This is a genomic window from Oleiharenicola lentus (assembly GCF_051660365.1).
Lineage (GTDB): Bacteria > Verrucomicrobiota > Verrucomicrobiia > Opitutales > Opitutaceae > Lacunisphaera > Lacunisphaera lenta_A.
Genome location: NZ_JBOZXB010000001.1, coordinates 1,265,645 through 1,281,433 on the forward strand (window position 1 = coordinate 1,265,645; position 15,789 = coordinate 1,281,433).

At 58.7% G+C, this 15,789-nt stretch carries 13 protein-coding genes; 8 read left to right on the forward strand and 5 right to left on the reverse strand.

Going from position 1 to position 15,789, the window contains the following annotated elements; all coding sequences use genetic code 11:
- The first annotated feature begins 74 nt into the window (after positions 1-74).
- Positions 75-1,313 carry a cysteine desulfurase gene (locus tag ACRRQW_RS04610; RefSeq protein WP_438480086.1) on the forward strand — a complete coding sequence of 413 codons (1,239 nt, stop codon included), beginning with the start codon at positions 75-77 and terminating at the stop codon, positions 1,311-1,313.
- 76 nt (positions 1,314-1,389) lie between these two features.
- On the opposite strand, the gene ACRRQW_RS04615 is transcribed toward ACRRQW_RS04610, so the two are convergent.
- Entirely contained in the window at positions 1,390-2,634 is a 1,245-nt protein-coding gene (locus ACRRQW_RS04615) for a hydantoinase/carbamoylase family amidase (protein ID WP_438480087.1), read from the reverse strand.
- Positions 2,635-2,915: 281 nt separating this feature from the next.
- Here ACRRQW_RS04615 and preA point away from each other — a divergent pair, with 281 nt between their 5' ends.
- The 5 genes from preA (at position 2,916) to ACRRQW_RS04640 (ending at position 10,225) form a co-directional block, all read left to right on the forward strand.
- A complete protein-coding gene (preA, locus tag ACRRQW_RS04620; protein ID WP_438480088.1) occupies positions 2,916-4,058 on the forward strand; it encodes an NAD-dependent dihydropyrimidine dehydrogenase subunit PreA in 1,143 nt (380 codons plus the stop codon).
- A 284-nt stretch (positions 4,059-4,342) separates the two neighbouring features.
- Positions 4,343-5,827 carry a CoA-acylating methylmalonate-semialdehyde dehydrogenase gene (locus ACRRQW_RS04625; RefSeq protein ID WP_438480089.1) on the forward strand — a complete coding sequence of 495 codons (1,485 nt, stop codon included), beginning with the start codon at positions 4,343-4,345 and terminating at the stop codon, positions 5,825-5,827.
- A gap of 96 nt (positions 5,828-5,923) precedes the next feature.
- Positions 5,924-7,306, forward strand: coding sequence for a dihydropyrimidinase (gene hydA, locus ACRRQW_RS04630; RefSeq protein WP_438480090.1), 1,383 nt, complete (start codon positions 5,924-5,926; stop codon positions 7,304-7,306).
- 1 nt (position 7,307) lies between these two features.
- On the forward strand, positions 7,308-8,807 hold the full coding sequence (locus ACRRQW_RS04635) for an NCS1 family nucleobase:cation symporter-1 (RefSeq protein ID WP_438480091.1): 1,500 nt from the start codon (positions 7,308-7,310) through the stop codon (positions 8,805-8,807).
- Between the two features lie 74 nt (positions 8,808-8,881).
- Positions 8,882-10,225 carry an aspartate aminotransferase family protein gene (locus tag ACRRQW_RS04640; RefSeq protein WP_438480092.1) on the forward strand — a complete coding sequence of 448 codons (1,344 nt, stop codon included), beginning with the start codon at positions 8,882-8,884 and terminating at the stop codon, positions 10,223-10,225.
- Between the two features lie 146 nt (positions 10,226-10,371).
- Here the strand turns inward: ACRRQW_RS04640 and ACRRQW_RS04645 are convergent, their stop codons facing one another.
- From ACRRQW_RS04645 to ACRRQW_RS04655, 3 genes are all read right to left on the reverse strand, one after another.
- Positions 10,372-11,526 (reverse strand): pyridoxal phosphate-dependent aminotransferase, encoded by a 1,155-nt coding sequence (locus tag ACRRQW_RS04645; RefSeq protein ID WP_438480093.1) that lies wholly within the window; start codon positions 11,524-11,526, stop codon positions 10,372-10,374.
- Positions 11,527-11,631: 105 nt separating this feature from the next.
- The gene (locus ACRRQW_RS04650) at positions 11,632-11,835 is read right to left on the reverse strand and encodes a DUF1328 family protein (RefSeq protein ID WP_438480094.1); all 204 of its coding nucleotides are present in this window, start codon (positions 11,833-11,835) and stop codon (positions 11,632-11,634) included.
- A 33-nt stretch (positions 11,836-11,868) separates the two neighbouring features.
- Positions 11,869-12,075, reverse strand: a complete 207-nt coding sequence (locus ACRRQW_RS04655) for a DUF3185 family protein (RefSeq protein ID WP_438480095.1) — start codon at positions 12,073-12,075, stop codon at positions 11,869-11,871.
- Between the two features lie 225 nt (positions 12,076-12,300).
- Here ACRRQW_RS04655 and ACRRQW_RS04660 point away from each other — a divergent pair, with 225 nt between their 5' ends.
- Both ACRRQW_RS04660 and ACRRQW_RS04665 read left to right on the forward strand, forming a co-directional pair.
- Positions 12,301-13,584: a rhamnogalacturonan acetylesterase gene (locus tag ACRRQW_RS04660; RefSeq protein WP_438480096.1), complete on the forward strand. Its 1,284-nt coding sequence runs from the start codon at positions 12,301-12,303 to the stop codon at positions 13,582-13,584.
- A gap of 45 nt (positions 13,585-13,629) precedes the next feature.
- On the forward strand, positions 13,630-14,772 hold the full coding sequence (locus ACRRQW_RS04665; protein ID WP_438480097.1) for a trans-sulfuration enzyme family protein: 1,143 nt from the start codon (positions 13,630-13,632) through the stop codon (positions 14,770-14,772).
- A gap of 30 nt (positions 14,773-14,802) precedes the next feature.
- Here ACRRQW_RS04665 and ACRRQW_RS04670 read toward each other — a convergent pair whose 3' ends face one another.
- Entirely contained in the window at positions 14,803-15,741 is a 939-nt protein-coding gene (locus tag ACRRQW_RS04670) for a LysM peptidoglycan-binding domain-containing protein (protein ID WP_438480098.1), read from the reverse strand.
- Positions 15,742-15,789: the final 48 nt, after the last annotated feature.

Below are 15,789 nucleotides of genomic sequence, written 5' to 3' on the forward strand. Positions count from 1 at the left end.
TTCTCGTTCTCAAAAATCGAAGAAGCAGAATCCCGAGAGAACGAGAAAGAGTAAGAGCACGAGAAAGATTAAACATGCCACCCGACTGGTCCAACGTCCGCGCCGACTTCCCGATTCTCCACCAAAACGTCGGCAGGCATCCGCTCGTTTACCTCGACAACGGCGCCACGTCGCAAAAGCCGCGCCAAGTCATCCAGTCGCTGGTCAATTATTACGAACGCGACAACAGCAACGTTCATCGCGGCCTGCACGCGCTCTCCATGCGCGCTACCGATGCCTACGAAGGCGCACGCGGGCGCCTCGCAAAATTCATCAACGCCGCTGATCCGGCGGAAATCATTTTCACACGCGGCACCACGGAAAGCATCAACGTCATCGCCCGCAGCTGGGCGCACGCTCACCTGAAGCCAGGCGACGTCGTGCTCACGACCGAAATCGAGCATCATTCGAATCTCGTTCCCTGGCAGCAAGCCGCCCAAGCCAGCGGCGCGACGCTGAAATATGTGCCCCTCCTCGGCGCTGATGGCGAAGGTGGACTCGATCTCGCCGCGCTCGACACGTTGCTCACACCCCAAGTGAAGCTCTTCGCGTTCACGCATATGTCGAACACGCTCGGCACAATCAACCCGGTCGCCGAATTCTGCCGCCGCGCCAAAGCCGTGGGCGCCGTCACCGTGATCGACGCCGCGCAATCCATCGGCCACGTCCCGCTCGACGTGCGCGCCATCGATTGCGATTTCCTCGCCTTCTCCGGCCACAAAATGTGCGGCCCCACCGGCATCGGCGTGCTCTACGGCCGCCGCGCGCTCCTCGAAAAACTCGCCCCCGACGAAACCGGCGGCGGCATGGTCGTCAGCGTCACTTATGAAGGAGCGACGTGGAAACCCGCGCCCGAACGCTTCGAAGCCGGCACACCCAATGTCGCCGACGCGATCGCCCTCGGCGTCGCTTGTGATTACCTCGACTCCCTCGGGCGTGAAAAAATCGCCGCGCACGACACGCAACTCGTGAACCTCGCGATGGAAAAACTTTCCGCGCTGCCCGGCATCCGCATCATTGGCCCACGCGTCGGCCAGCCACGCAGCGGACTTGTGAGTTTTGCTTTCGAAGGCGTGCACGCGCACGACGTCGTCACCTTCGCCGATCAAGACGGCGTCGCCTTGCGCGGCGGTCACCACTGCAACCAGCCCCTCATGCGCAAACTCGGCCTGACGAGCACCACCCGCGCCAGTTTTTACCTCTACAACACGCCCGAGGAAATCGACCGACTCGTCGCGTCGCTGCAGAAGATCCAGAAATTCTTTGCAGGTTAAGCGCGGTGGAGCGACTTAGCCTCAGGGCGTTTCGGCAACCCTGAAAACGCGCTAGAGTCAGCTCGTTCCATCTCAATCAACGCTTTCTTTCCACCCACGCCATCGTCTTCGTCGCCAGTCGGTCAAAAGCGCTTACGCACAGCTCTAAGTGAGCTTCTTTGGTGTCCTCGATTTTATTGTGACTGATGCCGTGCAAACTTTGCACGAACATCATCACCGTCGGCACGCCGGCACCGCACGTCTCGGCGGCATCGTGCAGCGGGCCTGATGGCAGGCGATGCGACACGGGCACGGTTTCCTTAATCGCTGCGTCGCACAGATCGATCAACTCCGGGTGAAACGGCCGGGGTTCGATTTGCCAAATGCGTTCCCAACTTACGCGCACATCGCCTTCTTTCGCGAAGCGCTCACTCGCCTCTTTTGCCTCTCGCAACATCGTCGCGAGTTTCGCGGCGTCGAGATGGCGCTGGTCGAGCGTGATGCGGCATTCCTCGACCACACTCGTCACGATTCCGGGCTTCGTTGTGCACGAGCCGATTGTGCACACGCCATTGCCGCTGCGTTCGGCGATGCGATAAATTTCTTCGCTCATCTTCGCAGCCGCGAGAAACGCATCTTTGCGCCGATTCATCGGCGTGCTGCCGGAATGCGCCGCTTGTCCGTGAAACGTGATCGCGTGACGCTCCACGCCAAACGTCCCGAGCACCGCGCCGAGCGGCAAATCGAGATCGAGCAACACCGGCCCTTGCTCGATATGGAGTTCAATATACGCAGCCGCGTTTTTTAACTCCACGCCGCTTTCTTTCACTTGTTCGAAATCAACGCCGATCACCTTCAACGCCTCGGGCAACGTCACGCCCTGCTTGTCCTTCAGGCCCCGCGCTTCGTCCATGTCGAGGGCACCGGAGCACGCCGACGAGCCAAATAAACTTTTCCCGAATCGCGCACCTTCTTCGTCCGCCCAATCCACGAGGCGCACCGTCACCGGCGGTTTGCCTGCAAATTGCTCGTTCACGCGCCGCAAAATTTCTACGCCCGCCACCACGTTCAGACACCCGTCGAGCCAGCCACCGTTCGGCACGGAATCGAGATGCCCGCCAATCAGGAGAGCCCGCTCGCTCTCGCCGCGCAACGTCGCCCAAAAATTTCCCGCAGCGTCCACATGCGTTTCGACGGGCAGGCCCGCCAGCTTTTCCTTCAGCCACGCCCGCGCTTTCACCCATGTCGGGGTAAACGCCACGCGCTGAGCTCCATTTTCGTCGCCGGTCAACGCTCGCAATTCTTTCAACTCCGCTACCGTGCGCTTCGGATCGAGTGGCATGCGCGCGACCATGCAGCCCGCACGCCAGAAGCTCAACGCGCATTTGCGAACGCAACACAGCACTCCGCCATCACATCTCCGGTTCTCGCCCCACGCAGCGCACGCCGTGGCACATTTGTTGCTTGGAAACCTCAACGCTCTCCGCTGTATTTCCTCCACCCAAACATAACCCAATTCCTGCAGGCGTCCGCGTAGCGGCCCTGGGAATAGCCGGCCAAAGTTGACTGACTTCCCTCGTGCTGAGCGGCGCATTGCCTCTCGAATCCAACCTCCGCCTCCTCATGCCCACACTCGCCACGGTCGTCGACGGTCTGAAACTGCCCAATCCTTTCGTCATCGGCTCCGGCCCTCCCGGGACGAATCTCAGCGTCATCAACCGGGCGTTCAAAGAAGGATGGGGCGCCGTCATCGCCAAAACCGTTTCGCTCGATGCCTCGAAAGTCGTCAACGTCTCCCCACGCTACGCGAAACTCCACTCCACGAGCGGCGAAGTCATCGGTTGGGAAAACATCGAACTGATCAGCGACCGTCCTTTCAAAATTTGGGAGGACGAGTTCAAGCGCTGCAAAGACGCCCAGCCGCCCGGCGCGCTCATCGCTTCCATTATGGAAGAGTATAACAAAGACGCGTGGATCGAACTCGTCCAACGTTGCGAAGCCGCGGGCGTCGACGCCTTCGAACTCAATTTCTCCTGTCCGCACGGCTTGCCCGAGCGCAAAATGGGCGCCGCGATGGGCCAGGATCCTGATATCCTCGAGGAAGTCTGCGGCTGGGTAAAATCCGTCGCAACCAAACCGTTCTGGGCAAAGATGACGCCCAACATCACGCACATCGAAGAGCCCGGTCGCGCCGCGCTGCGGGGTGGCGCCACGGGTCTCGCCGCGATCAACACGATCCGCAGCGTGATGGGTGTTAACCTCGAGACGCTTCGCCCCGAGCCCAACGTCGAAGGCTACACGACACCCGGCGGTTATTCTTCCAAGGCCGTCAAACCCATCGCGCTCCGCATGGTGATGGAACTCGCCACCATGATTCGCAAAGAATTTCCCGACCGCTCACTCTCCGGCCTCGGCGGCATTGAGACTGGCGAAGACGCCGCGCAATTCATCCTCCTCGGCTCCGACACCGTGCAAGTCTGCACCGGCGTCATGAAGTTCGGCTACGACTGCGTTAAGCCCATGCAGGAGCAGCTTCTCGCGTTCATGGAGAAACATAAATTCGAAACCCTCGCCGATTTCAAAGGCAAGAGCCTCGACTACTTCACGACGCACGCCGACCTCGTCAAACGCCAGACCGACCGCAAAGCCGCGCAAAAAGCCGCCGCCGCTGCAGCTGCCGCCACGCCCAGCAAAGTCGTCAAGAGTGACGGCGAATGGACCGGCGACGACTTCGTCAAACAATCGGACGCGCTATCAAAGGGATAAGCGTTTAATTTTGCACCACAGAGACACAGAGTCGCGGAGAACAGATATTCGAAACTGCTCCTCAAATTAAAAGCAGTGATCGAACTCCATCCGATTCATCACGCACCGCGGCTCACTTCCCTGAAGCTGGAAAGCGAGCGCTGGCATCAATCATCAACTTCAATGTGACCCGACTAATGGATCGCACGCGACGTATCGCCGTTGGAGACACTTTCAACGACCCTTCTTCTTTCTCCAACTAACCTTGCGATGCCTCCGTGCCTCGGTGGTTCAAAAACAAAAATATGTCTCTCCTTCCCTGCCCCAATTACATCGCTGGTGAATGGCTCACGCCGAAGATTGGCACGACGCCCGTTTTTAACCCTTCCACCGGTGACGTCATCGCGGAGTGCCCCGCCGGCGGCACCGCGGAAGTAAACGCCGCGGTCGAGGCGGCACACGCGGCATTTCCGGCGTGGCGCGATACGCCGCCAGTTGAGCGCGCGCGCGTGTTTTTCAAATACCGCCAACTCATCGAAGCGAACTTCGACAAGCTCTGTCAGACCGTCTCGCGTGAGCACGGCAAGACGCACGTCGAGGCGCGCGGGTCGATTTTCCGCGGACTCGAAAATGTCGAATACGCCTGCGGCATTCCCACGCTGCTCTTTGGCGACTCGCTCAAGAACATCGCACGCGGCGTCGATTGCGACACCATCAACATGCCGCTCGGCGTATGTGTCGGCATTACGCCGTTCAACTTCCCCGCGATGGTGCCGCTCTGGATGTATCCCACGGCCATCGCCTGCGGAAACACCTTCGTGCTCAAGCCCAGCGAAAAAGTCCCGTTGAGCGCCGTGCTCCTCGGTCAACTCCTCGAAGAAGCCGGTCTGCCCAAAGGCGTGTTTAACATCGTGCACGGAGGACGTGAGTCGGTCGACGCGCTCCTCACTCACCCGAAGGTGAAAGCGATTTCCTTCGTCGGCTCCACGCCGATCGCAAAATACATTTACGAAACCGGCATCAAGCACGGCAAACGCGTCCAAGCCAACGGCGGAGCGAAGAATTACATCGTCGTGATGCCTGACGCCGACGTCGGCAAGACCGTCGAGAATCTCGCCACCGCCGCCTTTGGTTGCGCGGGCGAACGTTGCATGGCGGGCTCGACCGCAATTGCTGTCGGTGCAGCCGCGGATCGCGTGCTGCCTGAACTCATCAAAGCTGCGAACGCAATCAAAGTAGGTCCGACTGACCGCGCCGCCCAGCCCGACATGGGCCCGGTCATCACCGCGGCACACCGCGACCGTGTGTTGAGCCTCGTCGCCAGCGGCGAAAAAGAAGGCGCGAAAGTGATCGCTGACGGCCGCGGCGTCAAAGTCGCCGACGCTCCGCGTGGGTTTTATCTAGGAGCCATCGTCATCGACGGAGTCGAAAATAACATGACCCTCGCCCGCGAAGAAGTCTTCGGCCCCGTGTTGAACGTGATGCGCATGGACGACCTCGACAGTGCGATCGAACAAGCGAACAAATCCGCGTTCGGCAACGGCGCCGCGATTTTCACGAACAATGGCCGCGCCGCGCGCGAGTTCACGATGCGCGTGAAAGCCGGCATGGTCGGCGTCAACGTCGGCGTGCCTGCGACGATGGCGATGTTCCCCTTCACGGGCTGGGACGAGTCGTTCTACGGCGATCTCCACATCCAAGGCAAAGAAGGCATCCAATTCTACACCCAGCAAAAAGTCGTCAGCACCCGCTGGTTCGGCGGCGACGTCGGCGACGTGTGGAAAAAGTAATTTGAAATGAACCACAGAGACACAGAGTTCACAGAGAAAGGCCTCCAAGTAGTTTCTCTGGGTGCTCTGTGTCTCTGTGGTTAAAAATTAAAACCCATGAGTCTTCTGATCAAAAACGGAGAAATCATCACGACCGACAGCCGCTACGTCGCCGACATTTACTGCGAGGGTGAGACGATCACCAAGATCGACAAAAACATCTCCGCGCCCGCGGGCACGGAGATCATCGATGCGGCCGGCAAGTATGTGTTTCCCGGGTTCATCGATCCGCACGTGCATATTTATCTGCCGTTCATGGGCACGTTTTCGAAAGACACTTACCAAACCGGCTCCAAGGCTGCGCTCGTGGGCGGAACCACCACGTTGATTGAGATGTGCTGCCCGTCGCGGGCGGACGATGCCCTGGCGTCGTTTGATCTATGGATGAGCCAGGCCGAGGGTAAATCGGCGTGCGATTTCACGTTTCACATGGGCGTGACCAAATTCAACGACACCACGGAAGCCCAACTCCGCGAAATCGTCGCGCGCGGCATCAGCTCGTTTAAAATCTTCCTTGCCTACAAAGGCGCGTTCGGGATCGACGACACAGAACTCTATCGGACACTCAAACTCGCGAAGGAACTCGGCGTCGTCGTCACCGCTCACTGCGAGAACGAGACGCTCGTTTCCGAGCGCTGCAAAGAACTGCTCGCCGCCGGCAAAACCGATCCCGGCCAACATCATGAAAGCCGCCCGCCGATCGTCGAAGCAGAAGGCGTGCATCACTTGATGACGTTCGCCGAGCTCACTGGCGCCGCGACCTACATCGTCCACTTGAGTTGCGTAGAAGCACTCAAAGAAGCCATCGCCGCCCGCCAGCGCGGCGTGCGCGTGGGCATCGAGACACTTATTCAATACTTGGTGCTCGATAAAACCTATGCCGAGAAACCGAATTTCGAAGGGGCCAAATATGTGATGTCGCCGCCCCTGCGCGACGTGCGCAACCAATCGATTCTGTGGAACGGCTTGCGCGACGGACTCATTCAAACCGTCGCGACCGATCACGCGCCGTTTGATTTCGAGAAACAGAAGCCGATGGGCAAAGACGATTTCACGAAAATCCCCAACGGCATTCCGTCACTCGAAGAGCGCGTCAACCTGCTCTACACCTATGGCGTCAAAACCGGGAAGATCGACCTGCACACGTTTGTGAATGTCGGCAGCACGGCGGTCGCCAAGCAGTTCGATTTATTCCCGCGCAAAGGTTCGATTCAACTCGGTGCCGATGCCGACCTCGTCGTATTTGATCCGAATTATCACGGCACGATCTCCGCCAAAACACAGGCTATGAACGTCGACTACAGCGCCTTCGAAGGCTGGAAGCTCGAGGGTCGCGCGAGTGTCGTCACTGTGCGCGGACAAATCGCCGCGCAAAATGGTCGTTTCTGCGGCGCGACCGGACGCGGTCAATTTCTCAAACGCAAGCCGAGTCATTTCTGACATGTCTACTTCCGAAGGCCTGAGTTCCAACGCTCCCGATGTCGAAGCCGACATCGCCACCAGCCATCTCTATAATGAAGACCTTGCTCCGGTGCCCGCGAGCGACCGCATGTGGGGCGTGCTGAGTTTTGCCGCGTTATGGATTTCGATGTCGGCCTGCATCCCCACCTACATGCTCGCGTCGTCACTGATCGGCGGCGGCATGAATTGGTGGCAAGCCGTGCTGACAATTTTCCTCGGTAACCTGATCGTGCTCGTGCCGATGGTGCTCAACGCCCACGCCGGCACGAAATTTGGCATTCCGTTTCCCGTTTTTTGTCGTGCATCGTTCGGCACGCTCGGCGCGAACATCCCGGCGCTGCTGCGCGCGTTCGTGGCGTGTGGCTGGTTCGGCATCCAGACCTACATCGGCGGCGAAGCGATTTACAAAATCCTCGCAGTCTTCTGGCCTTCACTCGCGGCGCCGGGCGCGACGGAGCTGTTCGGAATCAGCGGACCGGAGTTCGCGTGCTTCATGTTGTTTTGGAGCGTGAACATGTTCGTGATCTACAAAGGCATCGATTCGATCCGGCTCCTGCTGAACATCAAAGCTCCGCTCTTACTCGCGCTCGGGTTGTTGCTACTAGGGTGGGCATGGAAAGCCGCCGGCGGTTTCGGCCCGATTCTATCTCAGCCGTCGGCGTTTGAAGTGGGCCAGCCCAAAGCCGGGCAATTCTGGAGCTTTTTCTTTCCCGCGCTCACGGGCATGATCGGCTTTTGGGCGACGCTCTCGCTCAATATTCCGGACTTCTCGCGCTACGCAAAAACCCAGCGTGACCAAGTGCTCGGCCAGGCGCTTGGTCTCCCGCTGACGATGGCGCTGTATTCGTTCATCGGCGTCGCGGTCACTTCGGCCACTACAATTATCTACGGCCAGACGATCTGGGACCCGGTTGACGTGCTCACGCGCTTCAAAAATCCTGTCGTGCTGATCGTCGCCATGGTTGCGCTGTGCATCGCGACGCTCGCAACCAACATCGCGGCGAACGTCGTCAGTCCCGCCAATGATTTCGCGCAACTCGCGCCGCGCAAAATCACCTTCCGCATCGGCGGACTCATTACCGGCATTATCGGCATTTTAATGATGCCATGGAAACTCGTCGCGGATCCGTCCGGCTACATTTTCACGTGGCTCATCGGCTACAGCGCGCTGCTTGGCCCGATCGGCGGTATCATGATCGCCGACTATTTTGTCTGGCGCAAAAAAGAGCTCAACGTCGCCGCACTTTACTCCTCGACCGGCAGCTACACTTATTCCGGCGGTTTCAGTTGGGTGGCGATCATCGCCTTGCTCGCGGGCGCGTTGCCGAGCCTGCCGGGATTTCTAGTCACCGTGAAACTCATGAGCGCTGATGGCGTGTCGCCTTTTCTGCTGAGCCTCTACCACTACGCATGGTTCGTGGGCTTTGGCATCGCATTTTTCCTTTACCTCATCCTCCGCAGACTCGCTCCCAAATTCTAAATGTGGAAAACTGGACGGCAGGAACCGAACCAACTTCACGTTCCTGATTTCATGATTTCCACATTAATTTAAAAATGAAAACCATTCCCCTCCCGTCCACGTCTCACACGCCCGCCGCTTATTCGGGGCCTTCGCTCGACCAAGTGCTCGCGCAACGTAAGCAATACCTGAACCCGGGGCTCTTCCTCTATTACAAACAGCCGATCATGATCGTGGAGGGAAAGATGCAGTATGTATGGGACAGCACCGGTAAACGTTACCTCGATGGCCTCGGTGGCATTGTCACGGTCAGCGTGGGTCACTGTCATCCACACATCCTGGCGGCGATGAATGAGCAGAATAAAGTTCTACAGCACTCGACGACGATTTATCTGAATCCAAATATCGGTGCGTTCGCGGAGAAACTCGCCTCGAAGATGCCGGGTGATCTTAAGGTCTGTTACTTCGTCAACTCCGGTTCCGAGGCCAACGATCTTGCCTTGCTCATGGCACGTCTCGTCACGGGAAATTACGACGTCATCGCGCTCCGCAACGCTTACCATGGCGGTAACGCCGCCGGCATGGGTGTGACCGCGCACAGCGGTTGGAAATTTAACGTGCCCCATTCCTTCGGCGTGCATCACGCGGTGACGCCGTATCCGTATCGCGGGAATTTCGGTTACGACGATCCCGACGCCGGCAAGAAATACGCCGACGATGTCAAACAGGTCATCGACTACACCACGTCGGGAAAAGTCGCCGCGTTTATCGCCGAGTCGATTCAAGGCGTCGGCGGTTTCGTGGAATTTCCCGAAGGTTATCTTAAGCACGCCTACGAACACGTGCGCGCGGCCGGCGGCGTGTGCATCGCCGATGAAGTGCAAACCGGTTTCGGTCGCACCGGCTCGCATTACTGGGGCTTTGAAACGCACGGCGTCATTCCCGACATCGTCACCATGGCCAAAGGCATCGGCAATGGCGCACCGCTCGCGGCAGTCGTCACCACGCCCAAGATCGCCGCGGTCATGGCGCAGAAAACTCATTTCAATACGTTCGGCGGCAACCCCGTGGTTTCCGCGATCGGCAAAGCGGTCCTCGAGGTCATCGATAACGAAAAGACGCAGCAAAACTGTCTGGAACTCGGCAACTACATCCTCGCCGGCCTGAACAAGCTGAAGGAAAAATATAAAATCATCGGCGATGTCCGCGGCAAAGGTCTGATGCTCGGCATTGAGTTCGTCAAAGATCGCGCCACGAAAGAGCCAAACAAAGAAGCGTGCGCGCAAGCGGTCGAAAACGCGCGCGAGCTGGGCCTGTTGCTCGGCAAAGGCGGTCTCTGGGGCCAGACGATTCGTTTTGCGCCGCCGATGAACATCACGAAAGCCGACGCCGACTTTCTACTCGCCGTGCTGGACGAAGCGATTGGCGCGGTGAACTAGTCTTCGAAAAACGCGGTGTAAAGGTAGGGTCGGTTATCCCTAACCGACCTTCAGGATATTCGTCGCGTATTCAGGGCTTTATCGGGCTGACAACCCAAGGGCGGTTAAGGATAACCGCCCCTACCGGCCCACCCGGAGGTCGGGCCCTACCCTCGCTTTAGCTTGAGCAACTTCTCGCCCGCCGCGTGGAGCGTGGCGTCTTTCTTCGCGAAGTTCAGGCGGATGTAGCGGTGCTCCGGAGTGTGGAAAAACACCGAGCCCGGCACGCCGGCGACGCCGATCTCTTTGGCCATCCAGTGAGCAAACTCGACATCGTTGGCGTAGCCGAAGGCGGAAATGTCCACCATCACGAAGTATGCACCTTGCGGCTCTGAATACGTGAGTCCGGTTTGATTGAGATACCCCAGCAGGATTTCGCGCCGCGCGGCGTATCCTGCGGTAAGACCGGCGTAGTAGCTGTCAGGCAATTTCAAGCCTGCGACCACCGCGTGCTGCAACGGTGCGGCGGCGCCCACCGTGAGAAAATCGTGGACCTTGCGGCCTTGGTTGACGAATTCCGCCGCAGCATAGACGTAGCCGAGTCGCCAGCCCGTGATCGCGAATGTCTTCGAGAGCGAGCTGCACATCACCGTGCGTTCCGCCATGCCGGGAATCGCTGACATGTAGTGATGCTTGTGATCCCCAAAGACGATGTGCTCGTAAACTTCGTCCGTGATGATCCACACGTCGAACTCCTGCGCGAGCGCGGCGATTTGCTCGAGCTCGGCGCGTGTGAAGACTTTGCCGCAGGGATTCGAGGGATTGCAAAGGATGAACGCTTTGATGCCGCTCGCGAAAACTTTGCGGACCTCAGCAAGATCGAAATCGTAATTCGGCGGGTTCAGTTTCGCGAACACCGGCGTGACGCCTGAGAGAATCGCGTCCGCGCTATAGTTTTCGTAGAACGGCGCAAAGAGCCCGATCTTATCGCCGACGTCCGCGACCGTCATCACGGCCACCATCATCGCCTCGGTTGCACCGCAGGTGACGATGAGATTTTTATCCGGGTCACACGGCAATCCGGTGAAACGCGTGATCTTCGCGGCGAGAGCATCGCGCAACGCCGGCACGCCCCAGGTCATGGCGTATTGGTGATTCGTGCCATCCATCTCCGCTTTGGCCGCATCAAGGACGACTTGCGGAGGATTAAAATCAGGAAAGCCCTGGGAAAGATTCACCGCACCATGCCGCAGCGCGACGCGGGTCATTTCGCGAATTAGCGATTCGGTGAAAACAGACGTGCGACGGGACGTGCGTGGCATGCTTCTTTGTTCTTACGCAAAGTCATTCAGCGAGCCAATGCGCACGCCGTCATAAAAAAACACCGGCATTTCCGCCGGTGTTGAGAATTAAAGCCACATTATCACTCAGTGCTCGTGGCCGTGCCGGTGGTGATGGCTATGTTCTTCGCGATCTCTTTTCCCTCGCGCCACCGCGTCGAGAAAAAGTCCGAGAAACAACCCAAAACACACCGCCGCAATAATCGTCGCCGCCACCGACACCCCGGCAAATCCCAGCACGCTCGCGATCAACGCGAGGAGCAGGAAGAGGAGAGCGTAGGTGAGTAACATGACAGAAAGGCACTGAGAATTGAGACCGGCTATTTAGGATTTTGTGCCGCTGCGCAAAACGCCGATCAGGCCAGTGACGCCGCAGATAATGCCGCCTACGAGCAGCCAGATAGTTTTATCAGTGGGAGCGCCGGTGAAGGCTTCGGAAATATTCGAGCCAATGGAGTCCGAGGCGCTAATCCCGTAGATGATCAGGATTATGCCGACGATGAGGAGTGCGAGGGAAGCAGGCTTATTCATGGGTGGGTTAGGTTAGAGCTAGGGTTGAAGGGAACTCACTCGCGCAAACAAGCCGGTTCACCCGTGGGAGATATGACCCGCAGCTTTTCATGAAGTTCACTCGGGAGAGAAAAATTCACGATTTCGAAAACTCACTCCATCGCCCGCCCCGTTTTTGACTGTCAGCAGTTTAGCGCTTTGCCGTCGCGTGAACTGACGATCACGGTCAATCCATCGCTCACCCCAATGCGTTTATCTCAAAAAATTTCTTCAATCGCGGCCTTCCTTTCGCTGGTGATGTCGCTACCTGCGGCACCCGTGACTTCGAGTTGGAGTTTCAGTTTCGATGACTCCCTCAGTGAAAATGCGCAGACCATCAGCGTAAAAGCTACCGACAGTTTCACTACGGAGCGTGGCTACGGATACGACCTCGGCACCGTGCCGGGCGCTGGCGCAAATCCGGTTTTGTTTTCCGTGGTCGCTCCCGAGGGAAATTATCGCGTGATCGTGAGCCTTGGAAAAAATGCCGCCGCTTCCGACACCACCATCAAATCCGAGTCGCGCCAGCTTCAGTTGGAAAAAGCAGTAACGCGCTCCGGCAAATTCATCGATCGCACTTTCATCGTCAACGTGCGCAACAGCCGCGTGCCGCCTCCGGAAAAAAATGCGCCCGGCGGCAGTGCGGTCGTGCTCAACGAACGCGAGACCGGCCTGTTCCGTTGGGACGACAAACTCACCCTGGAATTCAACGGAAGCGCTCCCGCCGTGCGCGCAGTGAAAATCGAGCGCGTCGACGACGCGTGCACTGTTTTTCTCATCGGTGATTCCACCGTGACCGACCAACCCTACGAACCTGCCGCCAGTTGGGGCCAGATGCTGTCGCGTTTTCTTCCAGGCGTTTCGGTCGCCAATCACGCCGAATCGGGTGAAACAATGAAATCGTTTATCTCGGGACTGCGCCTCGCGAAAGTGCTCAGCCAGATCAAAGCCGGCGACACCCTCTTCATTCAATTCGGGCACAACGATTCTAAAAAACAGTGGCCGCAAACTTACGTCGAAGCCCACACGACCTACAAAGCTTACCTGCGCACGCTCATCGCCGAGGCGCGTCTGCGTGACGTCACTCCCGTGCTCGTGACCTCCATGCAGCGGCGCAATTTCGATGACGCCGGAAAAATCAAAAACTCCCACGGCGACTATCCACAAGCCGTGCGCGAAGTCGCGGCAGAGGAAAAAGTCGCGCTCATCGATCTGGAAAAAATGAGCAGCGCGTTCTACGAGGCGCTCGGCCCGACGCGTTCACCGCTGGCGTTCAGCAACGGCGGTAAAGACATCACGCATCACAACAACTACGGCGCCTACGAACTCGCCAAGTGCATTGTGCAAGGCATCCGCGAGGCCGGCCTGCCACTCGCGAAATTCATTTCGCCCGAATTCACAGGATTCGATCCGGCCAAACCCGATGCGCCTGAAACTTTTCAGATAGCCGTTAGCCCGATACAGAGCACCATCGCGCCGCGAGGAAACTGATTCGGCCTTTGCAGTTGGCCAAGATTTCGCGCCTGATGTCCGGCCATGGATATTAAGAAAGTGCAGCCTGCCAGCGCCGCCGCTCAAGCCCTCGGATGGATCGATGAAAAGACCCGCGCCATCGTTCCGGCCATTCATCCGGCGACCACTTATCTGCGCGACGAGGATAACCAATACCGTTCAGGTCGCATCTATGCACGCGCGGACAATCCTGCGTTCGACCAAGCCGAAGCGCTGCTCACGCAACTCGAACACGGCCACGCCACCGCTCTTTTTAGCTCGGGCATGGCGGCGGCGACTGCCGTGTTTCAGGCGCTTTCCCCGGGCGATCATATCGTCGCCTCGCGCGTGATGTATTGGGCGCTGCGCAACTGGCTGCTCGGTTTTGCGACGCAGTGGGGTTTAAAAATTGAATTCGTCGACACCACGGACCTCGCCGCACTCACGAAAGCCGTTCAGCGTGGAAAGACGAAGCTCGTCTGGGTCGAAACGCCTGCGAATCCTACGTGGGCCATCACCGACCTCGCCGCCGCGGCGGAAATTGCCCACCAAGCCGGCGCACGGCTCGCGGTGGATTCGACCTGTGCATCGCCCGTGTTGTCGCAACCGATCACTTTCGGGGCGGACATCGTGATGCACTCCGCCACCAAATATTTAAACGGTCACTCCGATGTGCTCGCTGGCTCGCTCACCACCGCGCGTGACGACGAGTCCTGGCAACGCATCAAAAAAATCCGCGCGCAACTCGGGGGCGTCCCTGGATCGCTCGACGCGTGGTTGCTCTTACGCGGCATGCGCACGCTTTACGTTCGCGTAAACGCCGCGTGCCGCAATGCCCAGCGGATCGCCGATCATTTCGAGTCCCACGATAAGATCGAAGCCGTGCTTTACCCCGGGCTTGCAGGATTCGCTGGCCACGAAATTGCCGCCAAACAAATGAAAGGCGGCTTCGGCGGCATGTTGTCATTGCGCATCAAAGGCGGCGAAGCCGCCGCCGTCGCCGTCGCCGCGCACACGCAGCTTTGGAAACGCGCGACTTCACTTGGCAGCGTGGAAAGCTTGATTGAGCACCGTTCGAGCATCGAAGGCGCCGGCAGTCCCGCGCCGGTCGACATGCTGCGGCTTTCCACGGGCATCGAAGACTCGGGCGACCTGATTGCCGATCTCGAACAGGCGCTCGGCAAGTAACGTGCTTAAAACAACCGTGCGCGCGCGGCGTTACGGAATACGCAACGCCATGCCGACTTTCAGGTCGGTCTCGCTCTTCATGACCCCGCGATTGGCGGCGTAGATGTCGCGCCACTTCGAACGCGTTTTGTAATACTGCATCGAGATCTGCGAAAGATTTTCGCCAGGACGCACAATGTGCCGTTTGCCGCCCGCGACCGGCGCGGCTGCCGGCGTTGCCGTCTTGGGTTGTGGCTGCGGTTGCGCGCTGGCCGCGGACTTCGGAGCGGGTGGCGGAGTTTGCGGAGCCGATGGCGGCACACGAACCTCCGGCAGATTGGCCTGCCGCCGCGTGCGCACCGTGGGCACGTTAAAACTGAATTCGGGCGAAGATTCCAACGACACGGAGGCCACCGCTTCGGGCTCGTTCGCGACGGCGACGGGCACCGTTTCTTGAGCGAGCGGCTGCGACGTCACTGAAACTCCGCGCCCCGCCTTCAAGTTCGCGAGTTCTTCCTTCATCGACTCGTTTTCGTGCTTTAGCCGGTCGAGCGTCGCGACGAGGTCGACGCGCTGGAGTTGATTTTCCAACGGTTGCGCCGGCAGCGTGCGGGCAAAATCGCGCGTGGCCGCATCGATGCGCTGTCTCACCAGCGAGGCCTGCGGGCTGTTGGGGCGAAGGGAGAGAAATTTTTTGAAATGATAGATCGCGGACAGCGGATCATTGATGTGCTGCAGATAAAGCAACCCGACTTCCAGGTGCGATTCGGCGGAATCGTCGCCGCGCTTGCTGATCACCTTCATGAAGGCCGCCAGTGCTTCCTGCTTACGCCCGGTTTTTAACAGGGCAATGCCTTCGCGGTAGTTGGGTTCGTCCGCTTCAGTCGCGTAGGAAAAACGTTCGCTTTCGGCGCAACCGGCCAGCCACAACATCACTACGCTGGCGAAAAGGAGCGAGCAACGGCGGAACTGTTTTACGGAGAGAAGCAATGAAGGGAAATGGTTTGAACGAGAATAGACGACCGCTAGGTTTGCGCC

Coding starts and splice junctions, on each gene's coding strand:
- ACRRQW_RS04655 (WP_438480095.1), bottom strand. CDS start 12,075: ATGAATAAGCCTGCTTCCCTCGCACTCCTCATCGTCGGCATAATCCTG.
- ACRRQW_RS04610 (WP_438480086.1), top strand. CDS start 75: ATGCCACCCGACTGGTCCAACGTCCGCGCCGACTTCCCGATTCTCCAC.
- ACRRQW_RS04635 (WP_438480091.1), top strand. CDS start 7,308: ATGTCTACTTCCGAAGGCCTGAGTTCCAACGCTCCCGATGTCGAAGCC.
- ACRRQW_RS04615 (WP_438480087.1), bottom strand. CDS start 2,634: ATGCCACTCGATCCGAAGCGCACGGTAGCGGAGTTGAAAGAATTGCGA.
- ACRRQW_RS04650 (WP_438480094.1), bottom strand. CDS start 11,835: ATGTTACTCACCTACGCTCTCCTCTTCCTGCTCCTCGCGTTGATCGCG.
- ACRRQW_RS04645 (WP_438480093.1), bottom strand. CDS start 11,526: ATGCCACGCACGTCCCGTCGCACGTCTGTTTTCACCGAATCGCTAATT.
- preA (WP_438480088.1), top strand. CDS start 2,916: ATGCCCACACTCGCCACGGTCGTCGACGGTCTGAAACTGCCCAATCCT.
- ACRRQW_RS04625 (WP_438480089.1), top strand. CDS start 4,343: ATGTCTCTCCTTCCCTGCCCCAATTACATCGCTGGTGAATGGCTCACG.
- ACRRQW_RS04640 (WP_438480092.1), top strand. CDS start 8,882: ATGAAAACCATTCCCCTCCCGTCCACGTCTCACACGCCCGCCGCTTAT.
- ACRRQW_RS04660 (WP_438480096.1), top strand. CDS start 12,301: ATGCGTTTATCTCAAAAAATTTCTTCAATCGCGGCCTTCCTTTCGCTG.
- ACRRQW_RS04665 (WP_438480097.1), top strand. CDS start 13,630: ATGGATATTAAGAAAGTGCAGCCTGCCAGCGCCGCCGCTCAAGCCCTC.
- hydA (WP_438480090.1), top strand. CDS start 5,924: ATGAGTCTTCTGATCAAAAACGGAGAAATCATCACGACCGACAGCCGC.